General features: G+C 63.1%; 20 protein-coding genes. 13 read left to right on the top strand and 7 right to left on the bottom strand.

Annotated elements, in window-relative coordinates; all coding sequences use genetic code 11:
- The 9 genes from accD to B5F88_RS05660 all read left to right on the top strand — a co-directional run.
- The coding region (gene accD, locus B5F88_RS05620) for an acetyl-CoA carboxylase, carboxyltransferase subunit beta (protein WP_140402063.1) at positions 1-812 on the top strand (812 nt) is incomplete at its 5' end.
- Positions 802-1,623 carry an acetyl-CoA carboxylase carboxyltransferase subunit alpha gene (locus B5F88_RS05625; RefSeq protein ID WP_087342710.1) on the top strand — a complete coding sequence of 274 codons (822 nt, stop codon included), beginning with the start codon at positions 802-804 and terminating at the stop codon, positions 1,621-1,623. The genes accD and B5F88_RS05625, both read left to right, overlap by 11 nt.
- Positions 1,620-2,570, top strand: coding sequence for a beta-ketoacyl-ACP synthase III (locus B5F88_RS05630; RefSeq protein ID WP_087342713.1), 951 nt, complete (start codon positions 1,620-1,622; stop codon positions 2,568-2,570). The genes B5F88_RS05625 and B5F88_RS05630 overlap by 4 nt, the downstream gene beginning before the upstream one ends.
- A 19-nt stretch (positions 2,571-2,589) precedes the next feature.
- Positions 2,590-3,516: a nitronate monooxygenase gene (locus B5F88_RS05635; protein WP_087342716.1), complete on the top strand. Its 927-nt coding sequence runs from the start codon at positions 2,590-2,592 to the stop codon at positions 3,514-3,516.
- Positions 3,513-4,439: an ACP S-malonyltransferase gene (locus tag B5F88_RS05640; RefSeq protein ID WP_087342719.1), complete on the top strand. Its 927-nt coding sequence runs from the start codon at positions 3,513-3,515 to the stop codon at positions 4,437-4,439. Before B5F88_RS05635 ends, B5F88_RS05640 begins: the two co-directional genes overlap by 4 nt.
- Before the next feature lie 4 nt (positions 4,440-4,443).
- Entirely contained in the window at positions 4,444-5,187 is a 744-nt protein-coding gene (gene fabG / locus B5F88_RS05645; RefSeq protein WP_087342722.1) for a 3-oxoacyl-[acyl-carrier-protein] reductase, read from the top strand.
- 12 nt (positions 5,188-5,199) lie between these two features.
- Complete coding sequence (gene fabF, locus B5F88_RS05650; RefSeq protein WP_087342725.1) at positions 5,200-6,441, top strand: beta-ketoacyl-ACP synthase II; 1,242 nt, start codon at positions 5,200-5,202, stop codon at positions 6,439-6,441.
- Between the two features lie 6 nt (positions 6,442-6,447).
- Positions 6,448-6,882, top strand: a complete 435-nt coding sequence (gene fabZ / locus B5F88_RS05655; RefSeq protein ID WP_204246203.1) for a 3-hydroxyacyl-ACP dehydratase FabZ — start codon at positions 6,448-6,450, stop codon at positions 6,880-6,882.
- 61 nt (positions 6,883-6,943) lie between these two features.
- Complete coding sequence (locus tag B5F88_RS05660) at positions 6,944-7,399, top strand: MarR family transcriptional regulator (protein ID WP_087342730.1); 456 nt, start codon at positions 6,944-6,946, stop codon at positions 7,397-7,399.
- Positions 7,400-7,452: 53 nt separating this feature from the next.
- Here the strand turns inward: B5F88_RS05660 and B5F88_RS05665 are convergent, their stop codons facing one another.
- From B5F88_RS05665 to B5F88_RS05690, 6 genes are all read right to left on the bottom strand, one after another.
- Entirely contained in the window at positions 7,453-7,656 is a 204-nt protein-coding gene (locus B5F88_RS05665; protein WP_087342734.1) for a PTS ascorbate transporter subunit IIC, read from the bottom strand.
- A gap of 1 nt (position 7,657) precedes the next feature.
- Positions 7,658-8,677 carry an SPFH domain-containing protein gene (locus B5F88_RS05670; protein ID WP_087342737.1) on the bottom strand — a complete coding sequence of 340 codons (1,020 nt, stop codon included), beginning with the start codon at positions 8,675-8,677 and terminating at the stop codon, positions 7,658-7,660.
- Between the two features lie 130 nt (positions 8,678-8,807).
- Positions 8,808-9,872, bottom strand: coding sequence for a prolipoprotein diacylglyceryl transferase (gene lgt, locus B5F88_RS05675; protein ID WP_087342740.1), 1,065 nt, complete (start codon positions 9,870-9,872; stop codon positions 8,808-8,810).
- On the bottom strand, positions 9,869-11,146 hold the full coding sequence (locus B5F88_RS05680; RefSeq protein WP_087342742.1) for a pitrilysin family protein: 1,278 nt from the start codon (positions 11,144-11,146) through the stop codon (positions 9,869-9,871). Before B5F88_RS05680 ends, lgt begins: the two co-directional genes overlap by 4 nt.
- 3 nt (positions 11,147-11,149) lie before the next feature.
- Positions 11,150-12,427: a pitrilysin family protein gene (locus tag B5F88_RS05685; protein ID WP_087342745.1), complete on the bottom strand. Its 1,278-nt coding sequence runs from the start codon at positions 12,425-12,427 to the stop codon at positions 11,150-11,152.
- A 79-nt stretch (positions 12,428-12,506) separates the two neighbouring features.
- A complete protein-coding gene (locus tag B5F88_RS05690; RefSeq protein ID WP_087342748.1) occupies positions 12,507-13,688 on the bottom strand; it encodes an FtsW/RodA/SpoVE family cell cycle protein in 1,182 nt (393 codons plus the stop codon).
- Positions 13,689-13,796: 108 nt separating this feature from the next.
- Between B5F88_RS05690 and tsaE the strand changes: the two genes are divergently transcribed.
- The 4 genes from tsaE (at position 13,797) to B5F88_RS05710 (ending at position 16,168) form a co-directional block, all read left to right on the top strand.
- Positions 13,797-14,225, top strand: a complete 429-nt coding sequence (tsaE, locus tag B5F88_RS05695; RefSeq protein WP_087342751.1) for a tRNA (adenosine(37)-N6)-threonylcarbamoyltransferase complex ATPase subunit type 1 TsaE — start codon at positions 13,797-13,799, stop codon at positions 14,223-14,225.
- Positions 14,222-14,926, top strand: a complete 705-nt coding sequence (gene tsaB / locus B5F88_RS05700; protein ID WP_087342754.1) for a tRNA (adenosine(37)-N6)-threonylcarbamoyltransferase complex dimerization subunit type 1 TsaB — start codon at positions 14,222-14,224, stop codon at positions 14,924-14,926. Before tsaE ends, tsaB begins: the two co-directional genes overlap by 4 nt.
- 20 nt (positions 14,927-14,946) lie before the next feature.
- A complete protein-coding gene (gene upp, locus B5F88_RS05705; protein WP_087342854.1) occupies positions 14,947-15,576 on the top strand; it encodes a uracil phosphoribosyltransferase in 630 nt (209 codons plus the stop codon).
- 145 nt (positions 15,577-15,721) lie between these two features.
- Positions 15,722-16,168, top strand: a complete 447-nt coding sequence (locus tag B5F88_RS05710; protein ID WP_087342756.1) for a low molecular weight protein-tyrosine-phosphatase — start codon at positions 15,722-15,724, stop codon at positions 16,166-16,168.
- A gap of 51 nt (positions 16,169-16,219) precedes the next feature.
- On the opposite strand, the gene B5F88_RS05715 is transcribed toward B5F88_RS05710, so the two are convergent.
- The gene (locus B5F88_RS05715) at positions 16,220-17,257 is read right to left on the bottom strand and encodes an aldose epimerase family protein (RefSeq protein ID WP_087342759.1); all 1,038 of its coding nucleotides are present in this window, start codon (positions 17,255-17,257) and stop codon (positions 16,220-16,222) included.
- Positions 17,258-17,260: the final 3 nt, after the last annotated feature.

The raw sequence follows: 17,260 nt of genomic DNA on the forward strand, positions 1-17,260 counted from the left end.
GGGGCGCCTCCCCCGCCCCCGCCCACACCGAGGAGACCTGTCCCGCCTGCGGAGGCACCGTCAAACGCCGGGACCTGGTGGCCGGGCGGTATGTGTGCCCCCTGTGCGGCCACCACTACCCCGTCGGGGCCTACTACCGGCTGAGCCTGGTGCTGGACAGAGGCACCTTCCGGGAGCTGGACGGCTCCCTTACCTCCAACGATCCCCTGTCCTTCCCCGGCTACGCCGCCAAGCTGGACACCGCCCGGCGGCGCACCGGTATGAGCGAGGCGGTGGTCACCGCCACCGGCCGCATGGGCGGTCAGAAGGTGGCGGTGGGCGCGCTGGACAGCCGGTTTTTCATGGGCAGCATGAGCGCCGCTCTGGGGGAGAAGGTCACCCGGCTGGTGGAGTACGCCGAAAAGAACAAGCTGCCCCTGATCCTCTTTTCCGCCAGCGGCGGGGCCCGGATGCAGGAGGGCATTTTATCCCTGATGCAGATGGCCAAAACCTCCGCCGCTCTGGAGCGGTTCTCTCAGAAGGGCGGGATGTACATCTCGGTGCTCACCCACCCCACCACCGGTGGGGTCACCGCCAGCTTTGCCAGCCTGGGAGACATCATGCTGGCCGAACCGGGGGCGCTGATCGGCTTTGCCGGTCCCCGGGTCATTGAGCAGACCATTGGAGAAAAGCTGCCGGAGGGCTTCCAGAGCGCCGAGTACCTGCTGGAGCACGGCTTTCTGGACGCCATCGTGCCCCGGGCCCAGCTGCGGGACACTCTGCTCCAGCTGCTGAAGCTCCACGGAAAAGGAGGCGGCGAGCGTGCCAAATGATCTCACACCCGCTCAGCGGGTTGCCCTGGCCCGGCACGCCCAGCGTCCGGGTACGGCGGATTTCATTTCCGCCCTGTTTACCGACTTTTTTGAGCAGCGGGGCGACCGCCACTGCGCCGACGACGGCAGTATTTTAGGCGGCATCGCCCTGTTCCACGGCCACCCGGTCACCGTCATCGGCCACCGGAAGGGCCGCACCCTGGAGGAGCACATGGCCTACCACTTCGGCATGCCCTCTCCCGAGGGCTACCGGAAGGCCCAGCGCCTTATGCTCCAGGCTGAGAAATTCGGCCGGCCCATTATCACCTTTATCGACACTCCCGGCGCCTACCCCGGCCTGGAGGCCGAGGCCCACGGCCAGGGAGAGGCCATTGCCCGCACCCTGGCCCTGCTGTCCGGTCTTACCGTCCCCGTGGTGGCGGTGGTCACCGGCGAAGGGGGCAGCGGCGGAGCTCTGGCCCTGGGCGTGGGCAACCGTGTGCTCATGCTGGAAAACGCCGTCTATTCCGTCCTCTCCCCCGAGGGCTTTGCCGCCATTCTGTGGAAGGACGCCTCCCGCAGCGCGGAGGCCTGCGACGTGATGAAGCTCACCGCCGCGGATCTGCTGGAGCTGGGCGTCATTGACGGCATCATCCCCGAGCCCGCCGCCGGAGCCCACGCCGCTCCCCAGCCGGTCTACCGGGCCCTGGACGCCGCCCTGGCGCGGGAGCTGGCCGCCCTGAGCAAGCTCAGCTCCTCCGCCCTGGCGGCAAACCGCTATAAAAAATTCCGCTTGATGGGCAGCAAAGCCCTTGGAAAGGAGCGCCTATGAACGGAATCAAATTGCTGGCCACCGGCTCCGCCCTGCCGGAGCGGGTGGTCACCAACGAGGATATGACCAAAATTGTGGATACCAGCGACGAGTGGATCCACTCCCGCACCGGCATCTCCAGCCGCCGCCACTGCTCCGGGAACGAGAGCCACACCTCCCTGTGCCTGGCCGCCGCCAGACAGGCCCTGGACCGGGCGGGCATCTCTCCCCAGCAGGTGGGGGTGTGCCTGGTGGCCACCCTGACCCAGGATTTCCTCACACCCGCAGCGGCCTGCATCCTCCAGCAGGAGCTGGGCTTTCTGGAGGACACGGTGTGCTTCGACCTGAACGCCGCCTGCTCCGGCTTTGTCTACGGCCTGCACACGGCGGAGTGCCTGCTGGCCGCCGCCCCCCGGAAATACGCTCTGGTGGTGGGCTGTGAGGTGCTCAGCCGGGTCACCGACTTCACCGACCGCTCCACCTGCGTCCTCTTTGGGGACGGGGCGGGGGCCGCTCTGGTGGAGTGGCGGGCGGATTACCCCTCCCTCCACGCGGTGCTGGGCTGCCGGGGCAATCGGGAGGCCCTGATCATCCCAGGCGTCAACACCGGTTCCCCCTCTTACATCCACATGGACGGCCAGACCGTTTTTCGCTTCGCGGTGGAGGCCCTCCCCCGCTGCGCCACGCAGGTGCTGGAAAAGGCCGGGCTGGCCATGGCCGACGTGGACCGGTTTGTGTTCCACCAGGCCAACCAGCGGATCATCGACTTCGCCATCAAAAAACTGAAGGTTGACCCCGCCAAGTGTACCGGCAACATCTCCCGCACCGGCAACACCTCCGCCGCCAGCGTCCCCATCCTGCTGGACGAGCTGGTGACCTCCGGCGCCCTCGCCTCCGGCCAGAAGGCCCTGTGCGTGGGCTTCGGCGGAGGACTCACCTGGGCGGGCGGCCTGCTGGAGCTGGCCTGAGACAGAGAAGGAGTTTTCTATGAAATTGAACGAACTGCTGGGGACCGAGTTCCCCATCATCCAGGGCGGCATGGCCAACATCGCCACCGGCGCCTTTGCCGCCGCCGTGTCCAACGCCGGGGCTCTGGGCCTGGTGGGCTCCGGCGGCATGGACGCCGAGGCCCTCCGCGCCGAGATCCGTGCCGCCAAGGCGGGCACCGACAAGCCCTTTGGCGTCAACCTGATGCTGATGAACCCCCACATTGACGAGCTGGCCAAGGTGGTGGTGGAAGAGGGCGTGCAGGTGGTGACTACCGGCGCGGGCAACCCGGGCAAATACATCCCCGCCTGGAAAGAGGCGGGCATCAAGGTGTTCCCTGTGGTGGCCGCTCCCATCCTGGCCCACCGGCTGGAGCGCTACGGCATCGACGGCGTGATCGCCGAGGGCACCGAAAGCGGCGGCCATGTGGGCGAAATGACCACCATGGCCCTGGTGCCCCAGGTGGTGGACGCGGTGAGCGTCCCCGTCATCGCCGCCGGCGGCATTGCCGACGGCCGCCAGCTGGCCGCCGCCTTTGCCCTGGGGGCCTGCGGCGTACAGCTGGGCACCTGCCTGCTGGCCAGTACCGAGTGCCCCATCCATGACAACTACAAGCAGGCCGTCATCAAGGCCGGGGCCAACGACACCACCGTCACCGGCCGCACCGGCGGGGCCCCCGTCCGGGTGCTGAAAAACAAGATGGCTCGGGAGTATCTGCGGATGGAGAAGCAGAACCTGCCTCTGGAGGAGATGGAAAAGCTGACCCTGGGTTCTCTCCGCCGGGCGGTGTTCGACGGCGATCTGGACACCGGCAGCTTCATGGCCGGTCAGGTTGCGGGCATGATCAAGGAGATCAAGCCCCTGCGCCAGATTTTTGAGGAACTGATGGCCGGATATGAGGCCGTGGTGAAAGGACTGAACGTATGAGCCTTGCCTTTTTGTACGCCGGACAGGGCAGCCAGCACCCCAGCATGGGGGCCGACCTGTATGAGGCCTACCCAGAATTCAAAGCCGTGCTGGACGGCGCGGACGTGGATTTTGACCTGAAAACTGTCTCCTTTACCGACCCCGACGGGGTATTGAACCAGACCGAGTACACCCAGCCCTGCATGGTGGCCTTTGCCGCCGGCATGACCGCCATCCTGTACGGGATGGGGATTCAGCCCGACTACGCCGCCGGGCTCAGCCTGGGCGAGTACTCCGCTCTCCAGGCCGCCGGGGTGTTCACCCCTCAGCAGGCCGTCTCCCTGGCCGCCTTCCGGGGCAAGGCCATGGCAAGCGCCTGTGCCGGTATGGCCTGCGGCATGACCGCTGTGCTGGGGCTGGACCGGGAGAAGCTGCAGCAGGCCTGCGACCAGGCCGCCGACGTGGGCGTGGTGGAGATCGCCAACTACAACTGCCCCGGCCAGCTGGTCATCGGGGGCCAAAAGGAGGCGGTGGACAAAGCCGCCGCCCTCGCCAAGGAGCTGGGCGCCAAGCGGTGCATGCCTCTGAAGGTCAGCGGTCCCTTCCACACCTCCCTGCTGCGCCCCGCCGGAGACGCCCTGCGGGAGAAATTCCGGGAGATCACCTTCGGCCCCATGGCCTTCCCGGTGCTCTTCAACTGCCTGGGCCGGGAGATGGGCCCGGAGGACACCATCCCCGCCCTGCTGGAACAGCAGGTCCAGTCCTCTGTGTACATGGAGGACACCATCCGCCGGCTGGAGGCGCTGGGGGTGGACACCATCGTGGAGATCGGGCCGGGCAAGGCCCTCAGCGGCTTTGTGAAAAAGACCGCCCCTTCCATCAAGACCTACGCCGTGGAGACCTGCGCCGACATCGACGCGCTGGCCGCGGCCCTGAAAGGATAAAAATATGAGTATGACTGGAAAGACCGCCGTGGTCACCGGCGGCAGCCGGGGCATTGGCAAAGCCATCTGCCTGGAGCTGGCCCGCCGGGGGGCCAACGTGGTATTCTCCTATGCCGGCAACACCGCCGCCGCCGAGGAAACCCTGGCCGCTCTGAAGGAGCTGGGCGTGGAGGCCCGGGCCGTCCAGGGCAGCGTGGCCGATCCCGTTGCCGTAAAGGCCCTGATGGACACCGCCGTAAAAGAACTGGGCGGGCTCCACATCCTGGTAAACAACGCCGGTATTACCCGGGACAACTTGGCTATGATGCTGAAGGAGGAGGACTTCGACGCGGTCATCGAGACCAATCTAAAGGGAGCCTTCCTGTGCATGAAGGCCGCCGCCCGACCCATGATGAAGGCCAAATTCGGCCGGATCATCAACCTCTCCTCGGTGGTGGCCCTGCGGGGTAATCCGGGCCAGATCAACTACTGCGCCAGCAAGGCGGGCGTCATCGGCATGACCAAGTCCCTGGCCAAGGAGCTGGGGGGCCGGGGCATCACCGTCAACGCGGTGGCCCCCGGCTACATTGAGACCGACATGACCGCCGCCCTGCCCGAGGCCGCCCGGGAGGCCATGCTGGGCTCCATCCCCGCCGGCCGGCCCGGCAAGCCGGAGGACGTGGCCGCCGCAGTGGCCTTCCTGGCCTCCGACGAAGCTGCTTACATCACCGGACAGGTCCTCTCCGTCGATGGCGGAATGGGCATGTAAGGAGGAACGAACATGGAAAAACGCAGAGTAGTCATCACCGGTATGGGGAGCGTCAATCCCCTGGGCCACAATATCTCCCAAACCTGGCAGGCCGTAAAGGACGGGGTGTGCGGCATCGCCCCCATCACCCAGTATGACGCTTCCAAGCAGAAGGTCCATCTAGCCGCCGAGGTAAAGGACTGGGACCCCACCTCCGTGCTGGATAAAAAGGAAGTGCGCCACATGGCTCGCTACTCCCAGCTGGCTATGGCCTCCGCCAAGGAAGCAGTTGCGGACAGCAGCTTGGATCTGGAGGCGCTGGACCGCACCCGCTGCGGCGTGATCGTCTCCAGCGGCGTGGGCGGCATCGCCATCACCGAAATTGAGCAGATGCGCTGCTCCGAAAAGGGCTTTGACCGGGCCTCCCCCTTCTACATTCCCTCCACCATCGCCAACATGGGGGCCGGCCTCATCGCCATCGCCTTCGGCTTCCAGGGTATGTGTACCTGCCCGGTGACCGCCTGTGCCGGCGGCACCAACGCGGTGGGCGACGCCTTCCGGCATATCCGGGACGGCTATGCCGAGGTGATGCTGTGCGGCGGCGCCGAGTCCGCCGTCACTCCCCTGTCCATCGGCGGTTTCACCTCCATGCGGGCCCTCCACGTGGGCGACGACCCCAAGCGGGCCTCCATTCCCTTTGACGCCGAGCGCTCCGGCTTCGTCATGGGCGAGGGAGCCGGCATCCTGATGCTGGAGGAGTATGAGCACGCCAAGGCCCGGGGCGCCAGGATCTACGCCGAGGTGGTGGGCTACGGCGCCACCTGCGACGCCTACCACATGACCGCTCCCGCCCCCAACGGAGAGGGCGGCGCCCGGGCCATGGCCCAGGCGCTGGCCGACGGCGGCGTGGCCCCGGAGCAGGTGGGCTACATCAACGCCCACGGCACCTCCACCCCCCTGAACGACTCCGGCGAGACCGCCGCCATCAAGACCGTATTCGGCGAGCACGCCTACCAGATGGCGGTCAGCTCCACCAAGTCCATGACCGGCCACATGCTGGGGGCCGCCGGTGCGGTGGAGGCCATCTTCACCGCCCTCACCCTGAAGGAGGGCTACCTGCCCGCCACCATCCACTACCAGGTGCCCGACCCGGCCTGCGATCTGGACTACGTGCCCAATGAGGGCCGTGAGGCTCAGGTGGAATACGCTCTGTCCAACTCCCTGGGCTTCGGCGGCCACAACGCCTGCCTGCTGTTCAAAAGATGGGAGGGCTGAGGGATGATGCAGTATAATTCCAATGAGATCGCCCAGATCATCCCCCACCGCTACCCCTTCGCCCTGGTGGACCGGATTGTGGACGGCGAGGAGGGCAAGTGGGCCAAGGGCATCAAGTGCGTCACCGTCAACGAGCCCTTCTTCCAGGGGCACTTTCCCCAGTACCACGTGATGCCCGGCGTGCTGATCCTGGAGGCACTGGCCCAGGTAGGGGCGGTGGCCCTGCTGTCCATGCCGGAGAACCGAGGAAAGATCGCCTTCTTCGGCGGCATCAAAAACGCCCGGTTCCGCCGCCAGGTCACCCCCGGCGACGTGCTGGAACTGGAATGTACCCTCATCAAACAGAAAGGGCCGGTGGGGATCGGAGAGGCCAAAGCCACGGTCAACGGCCAGGTGGCGGCCACGGCGGAGCTCACCTTTGCCCTGGGCAAAGATTCCTGATTGCCCTTTCCTCCGCCGTTTGATATAATGACTAAAATGATCGAAATGCGGAGGCTGCGGCATGCTGGAACAGAGATTTGAAGCTGTGTATACAAAATTCAAGCTGCATTTTTATCAGGAAATTTTTGAGCGCTTCCAGAATCGGGAGGCCAGCCTGACCACGGTGGAGACCTTCGCCATGGAGACTATCCAGGCCCTGGGCTCTCCCACGGTAAACGAGTTCGCCTCCTTCATGCGTATCTCCCCGCCCAACGCGGCGTACAAGATCAACAGCCTCATCCGCAAGGGGTACGTGCAAAAAATCCAGTCCGCTCAGGACAAGCGGGAATACCATCTGCAGGTAACCCAGAAATACCGGGACTACTACAACATCAGCAACGACTATGTCCACGTGGTCACCGAGCGGATGCGGCAGCGGTTCACCCCGGAGGAGTGCGCCAAGCTGGAGGAGATGCTGGCCATCATCAGCAAGGAGCTGATGCCGGAAATCAATCTGGGCGCAGCGGAAACACCATAAAGCAGAGAAAAACGGCCCGACCGGTTCAATAAACCGGTCGGGCCGTTTCCCGTTTATTTGATGTCCAGCTCCGGGGGTACGTCGATTTCATCGGAGACATACTTCCCGTTTTTCTTTCGCTGGCGGACACACTCGGTAAGCAGATACTCGATCTGCCCGTTCACCGAGCGGAAATCGTCCTCTGCCCAGGCGGCAATGGCGGCGTACAGCTTGGGGGACAGGCGCAAAGGTACCTGCTTCTTGCCGTCGGACGGCATATCAGTACAGGCTGCCGGAATTGACCACCGGCTGGGCGTCCCGGTTGCCGCAGAGCACCACCAGCAGATTGGACACCATGGCGGCCTTCCGCTCCTCGTCCAGCTCCACCACCTGTTTCTCGCTCAGGCGCTCCAGAGCCATCTCCACCATACCCACAGCCCCATCCACGATCATCTTCCGGGCGTCGATAATGGCAGAGGCCTGCTGCCGCTGGAGCATCACCGCCGCAATCTCAGGGGCGTAGGCCAGATAGGTGATGCGGGCCTCGATGATCTCCAGCCCCGCCTGGGCCACCTTGCTCTGGATCTCGTCCTTGATGCGCCCGGCCACCACCTCGCTGGAGCCCCGCAGGCTGCCCTCGTCGGCGATGCCGTCCCCGGTGGTATCCACGTTGGGAGCCACGTCATAGGGGTAAATCCGCACAATGTTACGCAGGGCGCTGTCACACTGGAGAGACAGATACTCTTTGTAGTTGTCCACGTCGAACACCGCCTTGGCGGTGTCCACCACCCGCCACATGACGGCAATGCCGATCTCCACCGGGTTGCCCAGGCAGTCGTTGATTTTTTGGCGGTTGTTGTTCAGAGTCATGATTTTCAGGGAGATCCGCTTGCCTGCGGTCTCCGCGTCCACTTTCACGGAAACGCCCTTGCCGCCGCCGTCCACGTCCCCGCTCTGGTTAAGTCTGGTCTTGGCGGCGGGGTTCACGCCGGAGCAGAAGGGATTGACATAGTAAAAGCCCTCCCCTTTCAGGGTGCCCACATACTTGCCGAACAGGGTGAGCACCAGAGCCTCCTGGGGCTTGAGCACCTTCAGGCCGCACAGGAAAATCCATCCCAGAACCAGCCAGGCGATGCACACCACCAGCAGAGCCACACCTCCGAACACCACCAGCACGCGTCCAGCCTCCGTCATGGCAACGCCCAGTATAGTGCCCACCACCGCAATTATGTACAGAGCCAGGATCAACAGCAGCATAGCCATTCCGTTTTTATGACCTTTTATGATCTTCTCTTCCATGAGAGCACCTCCGCTCTTTTTTGATATCAAAATCATATCACTTTAATATTCCTCTGTCAAGGCCTTCCCGGCCGCAGACGGAAAAAACCACCGGTCCGTCGGGACCGGTGGTTTTACCATAGGTTCAGGGTTATTTTTTCTCTCCTTTGACCAGCACTTCGGACAGGTCCCCCCGCTCCCGCAGGGATTGGACCAGCTCTTTGGCCGCCTGGGGATCGCCGCCCTTGGGCAGAGCGTACTCCTCGGTCCGGGCAAAGTCCTGAGCCAGCAGCTTTTTCTGCTTTTCCAGCCAGGCGCCGCCCTCTCCCTCCGGGTAGACCAGGGCCACCAGCCGGGGGTGGGCCTTCATCTGGTTCACCCGCAGCTTGGCCGGATCATGCTTTCTGGGCAGCAGGAAAACCAACAGCACAATGGCCACGGCGGCGGTAGCAAAGCCAAAGACCTGGGAGACCCGGATGGGGGTATTGAGGAAATAGAGGCTGTCGGTGCGCAGGCCCTCGATGAAGCCCCGGCCCACGCCGTACCAGGCGAAATAGCTCAGGAAAATCTGGCCGTCAAACTTCCGCCACCGCTTGGCCACCTGGATGAGCAGCAGCAGCCCCACCAGGTTCCACAGGGACTCGTACAAAAAGGTGGGGTGGACCTCCATATACTGCCGGGTTCCGTCCACATACTGGTAAATGCCCATCCGCCAGGGCAGGTCGGTGGGGCCGCCATGGGCCTCAATGTTGACAAAATTACCCCAGCGGCCGATCATCTGCCCGATGAGCAGTCCAAAGGAGCCCAGATCGGCAAAGGCCAGGAACTTGATCTTCCGCACCTTGCAGAACACCAGCAGGGTGAGCACCGCCATGATCACGCCGCCGTAGATGGCCACTCCGCCGTCCCAGATACGCACCATGGCGCCGAAATCCCAGGAGCCGTCCGCCCGGCGGTAGAGCTCCGGATAAAAGATAATGTAATAGCCCCTGGCCCCGATGATGGACAGCGGCACGGCAAAAAAGAGCATGTCAATGATGTCATCCTGCCGGATGCCAAATTTCGGGGCCTGCCGGGAGCAGTACATCACCGCCAGCAAAAAGCCGGCGGCGATGATGATGCCATACCAATATACAGGCCAGCTGCCCACATGGAAGGCCACCCGATTCAGCTGAAACTCCAGCCCCAGCCCGGGGAACGAGACGGTGCCCATCATCCCGCCTCCCCCGGCCGGACCACGGCCAGCCCGCAGCGCTCGGGGGTCACCCACCGGCGGATGCAATCCTCCACGTCGGCCTGGGAGATGGCGTCAAATATCTCCGGGAAGCGGAAATACTCCACGCCAGCAAAGTGGTTCTGGGCCAGCTGGATACACGCGTTTTCGAAAGAGTTGAGTCCCCGGACCTTGGCGCCGTACACGCCCTTTTTGATCCGGGCGAACAGGGCGGCATCCACCCCTTCCCGGGCCAGCCGCTGGGCCTCGGCCAGAACGGCGTCCCGCACCTTGCGGGGGTCCCGGCTCTCGCCTCCGGCCGCCATTAGGGCGCAGCCGGGATAGACCTCAAACCCGTAGCCGAAGTTTTTGTTGATCAGGCCCTCGCCATACAGCTTGGCATACAAGGGGCTGGAGCTGCCCAGCAGCGCCTCGCAGGCCAGCTCTCCCGTCAGCTCCCGGCGGAGCCACTCCTCTCCCCGGACGGCAGGGTCACACTTGAAGCCCAGCTGGAAAATGGGGCTGGACACCTCCATGGTCAGCTCCTTTTCCCCGGCGGCGGCCCGCTGGTCCTCCTCCCCGCCGTAGTCCCGGTCGATGGGGACTCCGGATTCCTGGGGCAGGATCTTTCGGGCGACGGCGCACACCTGCTCCGGGTCCACATCCCCCGCCACGGTGAGCACCATGTTGGCCGGGATATAGAAGGCCTTGTGGCAGGAGTAGAGGGTACCGGCGGTGATCTTGGCGATGGACTCCTGGGTCCCGGCAATGGGTACCCGGATGGGGTGATGGTCGTAGAGGCACTCCATCAGGGCGTAAAACACCTGATTTTCCGGATCGTCCTCCACCATGCGGATCTCCTGGCCGATGATCCCCTGCTCCTTGTCCACGCTCTCCTGGGTGAACCAGGGGATGGAGACAAAGGAGAGAAGGATCTCCAGGTTGTCAAAAAACTTGTCAGTGCTCTCAAAGAAATAGCCGGTAATGACCGAGCTGGTAAAGGCGTTGGGAGAGGCGCCGTTGGCCGCCAGGTCCTGCAGGGCGTTGCCGTCCTGGGTGTCGAACATCTTGTGCTCCAGGAAGTGGGCCACTCCGGCGGGGGTATTCTTCCACGCCCCGTCCAGCCGGAACCGCATGTCCATACCGCCATAATTGGTGGCGAAAAAGGCGTAGCTCTTCTGGAAATCCCGGCGACGGTCCACATAGATGTGGAGCCCGTTTTCCAGGATCTCATGAAATACGGTCTCCCCCAGACGGGGGTACTGCTTGCTTACCATAGGTCACTCCCTGCCTTTCAGGAAATATACGGTGTCCAGAGTCAGGTCCTGGGCCGCGGTCACCACCTGCTCCCGGGTCACCCGCTCCACCCGGTCGGCCAGCTGATCCGGGCCCTCCTCCAGTCCGGCGGCGGCCTGGCCCAGCCAGTAGTCCTCCAGCCGGCTCTGGGTATCCAGGGTGGTAAGCAGGGTGCTCACCACCGACCGGCGGGCCCACTCCAGCTCGTCGTCGCTGAAATCCCCGGTCTGGCATTTGTAGAGCTGGGAGAGGATCTCCCCCTCCGCCTGCCCCACCTTGTCAAACTCCACACCGGAGGAGACCAGCATCACGTCCTTGTATTTCATCAGCCCGGAGCTGGCGTAATAGCACAGGCTCAGCTTTTCCCGCACGTTCATGAAGAGCTTGGAGGTGGTGGTACCGCCGTAAATGGCGTTGGCCAGGGTCAGGGCGGGGTACTGCTCGTCCCAGGCGTCGGTATTGGTGCGGAAGCCCATGGACAGCTTGCCCTGGGTCACATCCAGCCGCTCCTCTACCCGGCGGGGCGGTCTGGGGGCCTTCTTCTTGGCGGGACGGGCCACGGTCTGACGGGTTCCCTCCGCCGGCAGGCCGTCCACCAGAGGGGCAAAGGCCGCCTGCACCCGCTCCAGCTCGGCGGAGCCGCAGTAATAGAGCTCCACCTGGGCCTCCCCCAGCAGCCGCTGGTACTGTGTCCACAGCCCCTGGGCGTCAATGGCCCGGGCGGACTCCTCGCTGCCCAGCCGGTCCACCCCAAAGGGCTCGTCCCCGCACATCTCGGCCACCACCCGCAGCTGGGCGTACTGCCGCTTGTCGTTGACCTGGGCCCGGATGCGGTCGATCAGGTTGTCCTTCTCCTGACGGGTATAGTCGGGGCAAAAGGCGCCGTCCTGGGTGTAGGGCCGCAGCAGCACCTCCGCCAGCAGCTCCGCCGCCGGCTCCAGCACCCGCTCTCCCTCCAGGGTGTAGGCGTCGTCCAGAAAGCTGCCCACAAAGCCCACGCACTGGGCCTCCCCCTTCTTGCGCACCACCGGCTCCAGCGAGCCGCCGTACAGCTCGTCCAGAGCAGCGGAGAGGGTCTCCAGATCGGGGTGCTCCGCGGTGCCCCGGCGGAGCACCATGGGCACCAACGCATTGCGCGCGGCGTCCTGAGCGGAGAGCGGGGTCAAAAAGTGGGCGGCCAGCACACTGGATTTGAATTTCTTGGTCTGCACCGCCGTCAAATGGACGCCGGGGCGCAAGGTAAGCCTTGTGACCTTCATCATGGAACAATCCATCCTTTCCGTTTCCAACATAGCCTGCCTCATTTTAGCCGGGCTATGCGCATAAACAAAAGATAGGGACTTACAGCTGATTTCTGTCCCGCAGCCAGCTGGGCAGGGACCGCATTTTGATGCCCGATACGATCCCCATGGCCGCAAACATGGTGACAATGGAGGAGCCGCCATAGCTGATAAAGGGCAGCGTCAGGCCCACCACCGGGAAGATATACAGGCACATTCCCACATTGACTCCCACCTGGGCCAGCAGCATACCGGCGTAGCCCATGGCGATCAGGGCGCTCTGGTGAGAGCAGGCCCGCCGGGCCACCCAGACGCACCGCAGAATGATAAGCGCCAGCATCAACAGCAGCAGGCAGCAGCCGATCAGGCCGAACTCCTCCCCGCATACGGCGAAGATCTCGTCCGTCTCCCGGGCAGGCAGGGCCTGCTTGTAGCTGCTCTGGGTCTGGATGCCCTGGAGATATCCCATACCGGTGAGGCCGCCGCTGCCGATGGCCATGATGCTCCGGGTCTGCTGCCAGCCCACATCCTGCGTCTGCTCATAAATGGTATCCGGATTCCCCAGAATGTGGTCGATGACTACGGTAAACCGCTTCATGAAATACATATCGCTGACATGGGGCCAGATGAGTACGATACCAACGACGCACACCGCCGCCGCCAGCAGGAACCAGCGTTTTTTTACTCCTCCCGTCCAGGCCATGACCACAAAAATGAACAGATAGGTCAGGCCCATGCCGAAATCTCCCGACGTGACCGCGATGACAGCAAACATAAACAGCGTGTGCCCGGCGATCTGAAACACCGCCGACGACCGGCTGATTCCCTTCTCCCTCAGCTTGTTGATCTGCCAGGCCAACAGCAGCACAAAGGTCAGCTTGGCCACCTCCGCCGGCTGGATGTTCACCGGGAAGCCCGGAATGCTGATCCAGCTGCGGTTGCCGCCCGCCTCAACACCCAGCGGCGTGCGCACCAGGAGGTTGACCACCAGGTTGAACGCCAGCATCCATTTCCAGGATTTTTCTGTAAAAAGCTCAATGTCCACCGAGGACATCAGCACATAAACCAGTATACCCAACAGGATGGCCACCGCCTGGACAATCATATTGCGGTTGGTCTCCAGATAGCGGGTGGCACTGTAGATCAAAACCAAACCGTATCCGCTGGCCGCCAGACAGAAGGCCAGCAGCAGCCGGTCGCCCCGGTCAAGAAACGCCCGGATGGAATCGGTAAACCAGGACAATGCTCCGCCCCCTTTCTCACAGAAGCCATTTTAGTTTACCATCTTTTTTGCGTTTGGTAAACGGCTGTGTTATAATAATTAAGCGATTCTTTACAATTGAGGTGCTGTATGGAAGTTATCTCCAATTCCCCGGCGGAGACCGAGGAACTGGGCGCACAGCTGGCGGCCCGGCTGGCCCCCGGCTCTATTGTCGCCTTCACCGGCGACCTGGGCGCCGGCAAAACCGCCTTTACCCGTGGACTGGCCCGGGGCCTGGGCGTGGAGGAGCGGGTAACCAGCCCCACTTTTACTATCGTCAACGAATACGAGGGTGGGCGTCTGCCCCTGTTCCACTTTGATATGTACCGCCTGGGCTCCTCAGAGGAGCTCTTTGATATCGGATGGGAGGATTATCTGGCCCGGGGCGGCGTGTGCGCGGTAGAGTGGAGCGAAATCATCGACGATGCGCTGGAGGGGGATGTGATCCGGGTGGATATCCGCCGGGGAGACAGCGACGACCAGCGTGTTATTACCATTACGGGAGGTGCCGACACATGAAGATCCTGGCCCTGGAGTCCTCTGCCACCGCCTGCTCGGTGGCGCTGTGCGAGGATGAGAAGCTCATCGCTCAGTCCTATCAGAACAACGGGCTCACCCACTCGGTCACCCTGATGCCCATGACCGTCAATCTGCTCTCCGGGTGCGGGATCAGCCTGGATGAGGTGGAGCTTATCGCTGTGGCCGCCGGACCCGGCTCCTTTACCGGGCTGCGCATCGGCGTGGCCGCCGCCAAGGGACTGGCCTGGCCCGCTGGCAAGCGCTGCGCCGCCTGCTCCACCCTGGAGTCCATGGCCTGGAATCTGGCCCACACCGGCGGAGAGATCTGCGCCGTGATGGACGCCCGGCGGCATCAGGTCTACAACGCCCGCTTTGCCAGCGACGGCGCCGCCCTCACCCGACTGACCCCGGACCGGGCCATTTCCCTGGAGGAGCTGGCGGACGAATTAAAAAAGAGCGGAAATCCGCAAATACTGGTTGGAGACGGCGCTGTTTTATGCTATACTACCCTCAAGGAACTGGGGCTGGACGTCCGGCTGGCGCCTCCCCACCTCCAATTCCAGAGCGCATGGGGTGTGGCCCGGTGCGCCCTGGAGCTGGCCCGGCGGGGGGAATTGACCGACGCATCGGGTCTTACGCCCAATTATCACCGGCTTTCCCAGGCTGAACGGGAGCGGCTGGCGAAAGAACAAGAAAAGTGAAGGGGAATCGTGTCATGGATATGGAAAAAGTACACATTCTGGATCATCCGCTGCTGCAGCACAAGCTGACCATCCTCCGGGATGAGAACACCGGTGTCAAGGATTTCCGGCAGGTGGTCTCTGAGATCGCCACCCTCATGTGTTATGAGGCCACCCGGGATCTGCCCACCGAGGACGTGGAGATCAAGACCCCCATCTGTACCGGTAAATTCAAGAGCATTGCCGGCAAGAAGCTGGCCATCGTGCCCGTGCTCCGGGCTGGCCTGGGCATGGTGGATGGTATCTTGACCCTGATCCCCTCCGCCAAGGTGGGACATATCGGCCTGTATCGGGATCCCGACACCCTGGAGCCGGTGGAATACTACTGCAAGATGCCCAACGACATCGCCGAGCGTGAGGTTATTATCCTGGATCCCATGCTGGCCACCGGCGGCTCCGCCTCCGCCGCCATCCAGTTCATCAAGAACTATGAGGTCAAGCACATCAAGCTGATGAACATTATCGCCGCCCCCGAGGGCATTGAGCGGGTCCATCATGACCACCCCGACGTGGACATCTACTGCGCCGCGCTGGACGAGAAGCTCAACGAACACGGCTATATCGTTCCCGGCCTGGGCGATGCCGGCGACCGGATCTTCGGCACCAAGTAAATCAGCTGCCCTCAAACAACGAGGACGGGTTTTCCTCCGGAAAGCCCGCCCTCGTTTTGCATGGAATTTATGTTTAAACGGCAGGCTGAATATGTTACAATCTATGATGACATCAATCCTTGATAGCCTTGGAAGGAAGAAAGAGATGACAAAAATCCTGTTTGTGTGTCACGGCAACATCTGCCGCAGCCCTATGGCGGAATTTGTAATGAAGGACCTGGTAAAGAAAGCCGGCCGCCAGGCGGAATTTGAGATCGCCTCCGCCGCTACCAGCTCTGAGGAGCTCGGAAATCCCGTTTATCCCCCCGCCCGGCGCAAGCTGGCCCAGCATGGAATCGACTGTTCCGGAAAGACCGCCCGGCAGCTTACCAAAGCGGACTATACCCGCTGGGATCTACTCATCGGCATGGATCACGCCAATCTGCGCAACATGCACCGTATGTTTCCGGAGGACCGGGAGCAGAAGCTCCATCTGCTGATGGATTATACCGCCCGGCCGGGCGAGGTGGCCGACCCATGGTACACTGGAGATTTTGAAACCACCTGGCTGGACGTGCTGGAGGGCTGCCAAGGCCTGCTGACTACCTTATAAACAGAACAAGACGGCCCCATCCATGGAGGATGGGGCCGTCTTTTCGTCTGTTTACACCGCTGTGACCCGATAGGCGGTGGTATGATGATAGCTCTCCCCGGCAGAAAGCACCGCGGAGGGGAAATTGGGGTGATGTACCGCATCCGGCCAGGCCTGCGTTTCCAGGCAGAAAGCCGACCGGGGGCCGTAAGAGGCGCCGCCCTTGCCAGGAGTGCCGTCCAGATAATTGGCGGTATAGAGCTGCAGGCCGGGCTGGGTGGTAAAGCACTCCAGGCACAGCCCGCCGCCGGTAACCCGGGCAGCCAGCCGCATGGGGGAACGGGGCTGACGGCAGAGCACAAAATTGTGATCGTATCCGTTGCCCAAAGTCAGCTGCGGATGCTCCATCGCCAAACCCCGGAGAAATTCTACCGGCTGGCGCAGATCGAAGGGTGTGCCCTCCACGGAGAGAAGCGTTCCGGTAGGCGTGCTGTTCTCATCCGTCTCCGTAATGGCATCCGCCCACACCTGGATACGCTGCCCCTCCAGGGCGCCGCAGGCATGGCCCAGCAGATTGAAGTAGCTGTGGTTGGTCAGATTGCACAGGGTATTGGCGTCGCTCTTGGCCTGATAATCCACCGTAAGCACTCCGTCGGCAGTGAGGGTATAGGTCACCCGCACATCCAGCCTGCCCGGAAAACCCTCCTCCCCATCAGGGCTCACATGGGTGAGCACCAACGTACCATTTTCCTCCCGGGCCTCCCATACCGCTTCATTGAAGCCGTGGACGCCTCCATGGAGACAATTGGGGCCGTTGTTGGCCGCCAGCGGATAGCGCTTGCCGTTCAGCTCAAAGCATGCCCCGCCGATCCGGTTGGCCACCCGCCCCACCAGCGCGCCCAGATACTTGTCCTGAGCCTCGTACTGTGCCAGGGTTTCGCACCCCAGCACGATGTCCCGGGTCTCCTCTCCGGCGGGAACGGTAAACGAGCGAAGAATGCCGCCGTAGGTCAGCACCTGGGCGGCATACCGCCCGGCCTGGAGGGTCCACAGTCCCACCTCCCGCTGGTCGGCGGTCATCCCGAAGGGCTGCCAGATCAGTTCCGCCATATC

Origin of the sequence: Flavonifractor sp. An306 (genome assembly GCF_002159455.1) — a bacterium.
Lineage (GTDB): Bacteria > Bacillota > Clostridia > Oscillospirales > Oscillospiraceae > Flavonifractor.

Bases quoted from the DNA above. Each gene is read 5' to 3' on its own strand.
- B5F88_RS05635 (WP_087342716.1), top strand. From the start codon at position 2,590: ATGAAATTGAACGAACTGCTGGGGACCGAGTTCCCCATCATCCAGGGC.
- fabG (WP_087342722.1), top strand. From the start codon at position 4,444: ATGAGTATGACTGGAAAGACCGCCGTGGTCACCGGCGGCAGCCGGGGC.
- B5F88_RS05715 (WP_087342759.1), bottom strand. From the start codon at position 17,257: ATGGCGGAACTGATCTGGCAGCCCTTCGGGATGACCGCCGACCAGCGG.
- fabF (WP_087342725.1), top strand. From the start codon at position 5,200: ATGGAAAAACGCAGAGTAGTCATCACCGGTATGGGGAGCGTCAATCCC.
- B5F88_RS05680 (WP_087342742.1), bottom strand. From the start codon at position 11,146: ATGGTAAGCAAGCAGTACCCCCGTCTGGGGGAGACCGTATTTCATGAG.
- B5F88_RS05670 (WP_087342737.1), bottom strand. From the start codon at position 8,677: ATGGAAGAGAAGATCATAAAAGGTCATAAAAACGGAATGGCTATGCTG.
- tsaB (WP_087342754.1), top strand. From the start codon at position 14,222: ATGAAGATCCTGGCCCTGGAGTCCTCTGCCACCGCCTGCTCGGTGGCG.
- tsaE (WP_087342751.1), top strand. From the start codon at position 13,797: ATGGAAGTTATCTCCAATTCCCCGGCGGAGACCGAGGAACTGGGCGCA.
- B5F88_RS05660 (WP_087342730.1), top strand. From the start codon at position 6,944: ATGCTGGAACAGAGATTTGAAGCTGTGTATACAAAATTCAAGCTGCAT.
- B5F88_RS05665 (WP_087342734.1), bottom strand. From the start codon at position 7,656: ATGCCGTCCGACGGCAAGAAGCAGGTACCTTTGCGCCTGTCCCCCAAG.
- upp (WP_087342854.1), top strand. From the start codon at position 14,947: ATGGAAAAAGTACACATTCTGGATCATCCGCTGCTGCAGCACAAGCTG.
- B5F88_RS05710 (WP_087342756.1), top strand. From the start codon at position 15,722: ATGACAAAAATCCTGTTTGTGTGTCACGGCAACATCTGCCGCAGCCCT.
- lgt (WP_087342740.1), bottom strand. From the start codon at position 9,872: ATGATGGGCACCGTCTCGTTCCCCGGGCTGGGGCTGGAGTTTCAGCTG.
- B5F88_RS05640 (WP_087342719.1), top strand. From the start codon at position 3,513: ATGAGCCTTGCCTTTTTGTACGCCGGACAGGGCAGCCAGCACCCCAGC.
- fabZ (WP_204246203.1), top strand. From the start codon at position 6,448: ATGCAGTATAATTCCAATGAGATCGCCCAGATCATCCCCCACCGCTAC.
- B5F88_RS05685 (WP_087342745.1), bottom strand. From the start codon at position 12,427: ATGATGAAGGTCACAAGGCTTACCTTGCGCCCCGGCGTCCATTTGACG.
- B5F88_RS05630 (WP_087342713.1), top strand. From the start codon at position 1,620: ATGAACGGAATCAAATTGCTGGCCACCGGCTCCGCCCTGCCGGAGCGG.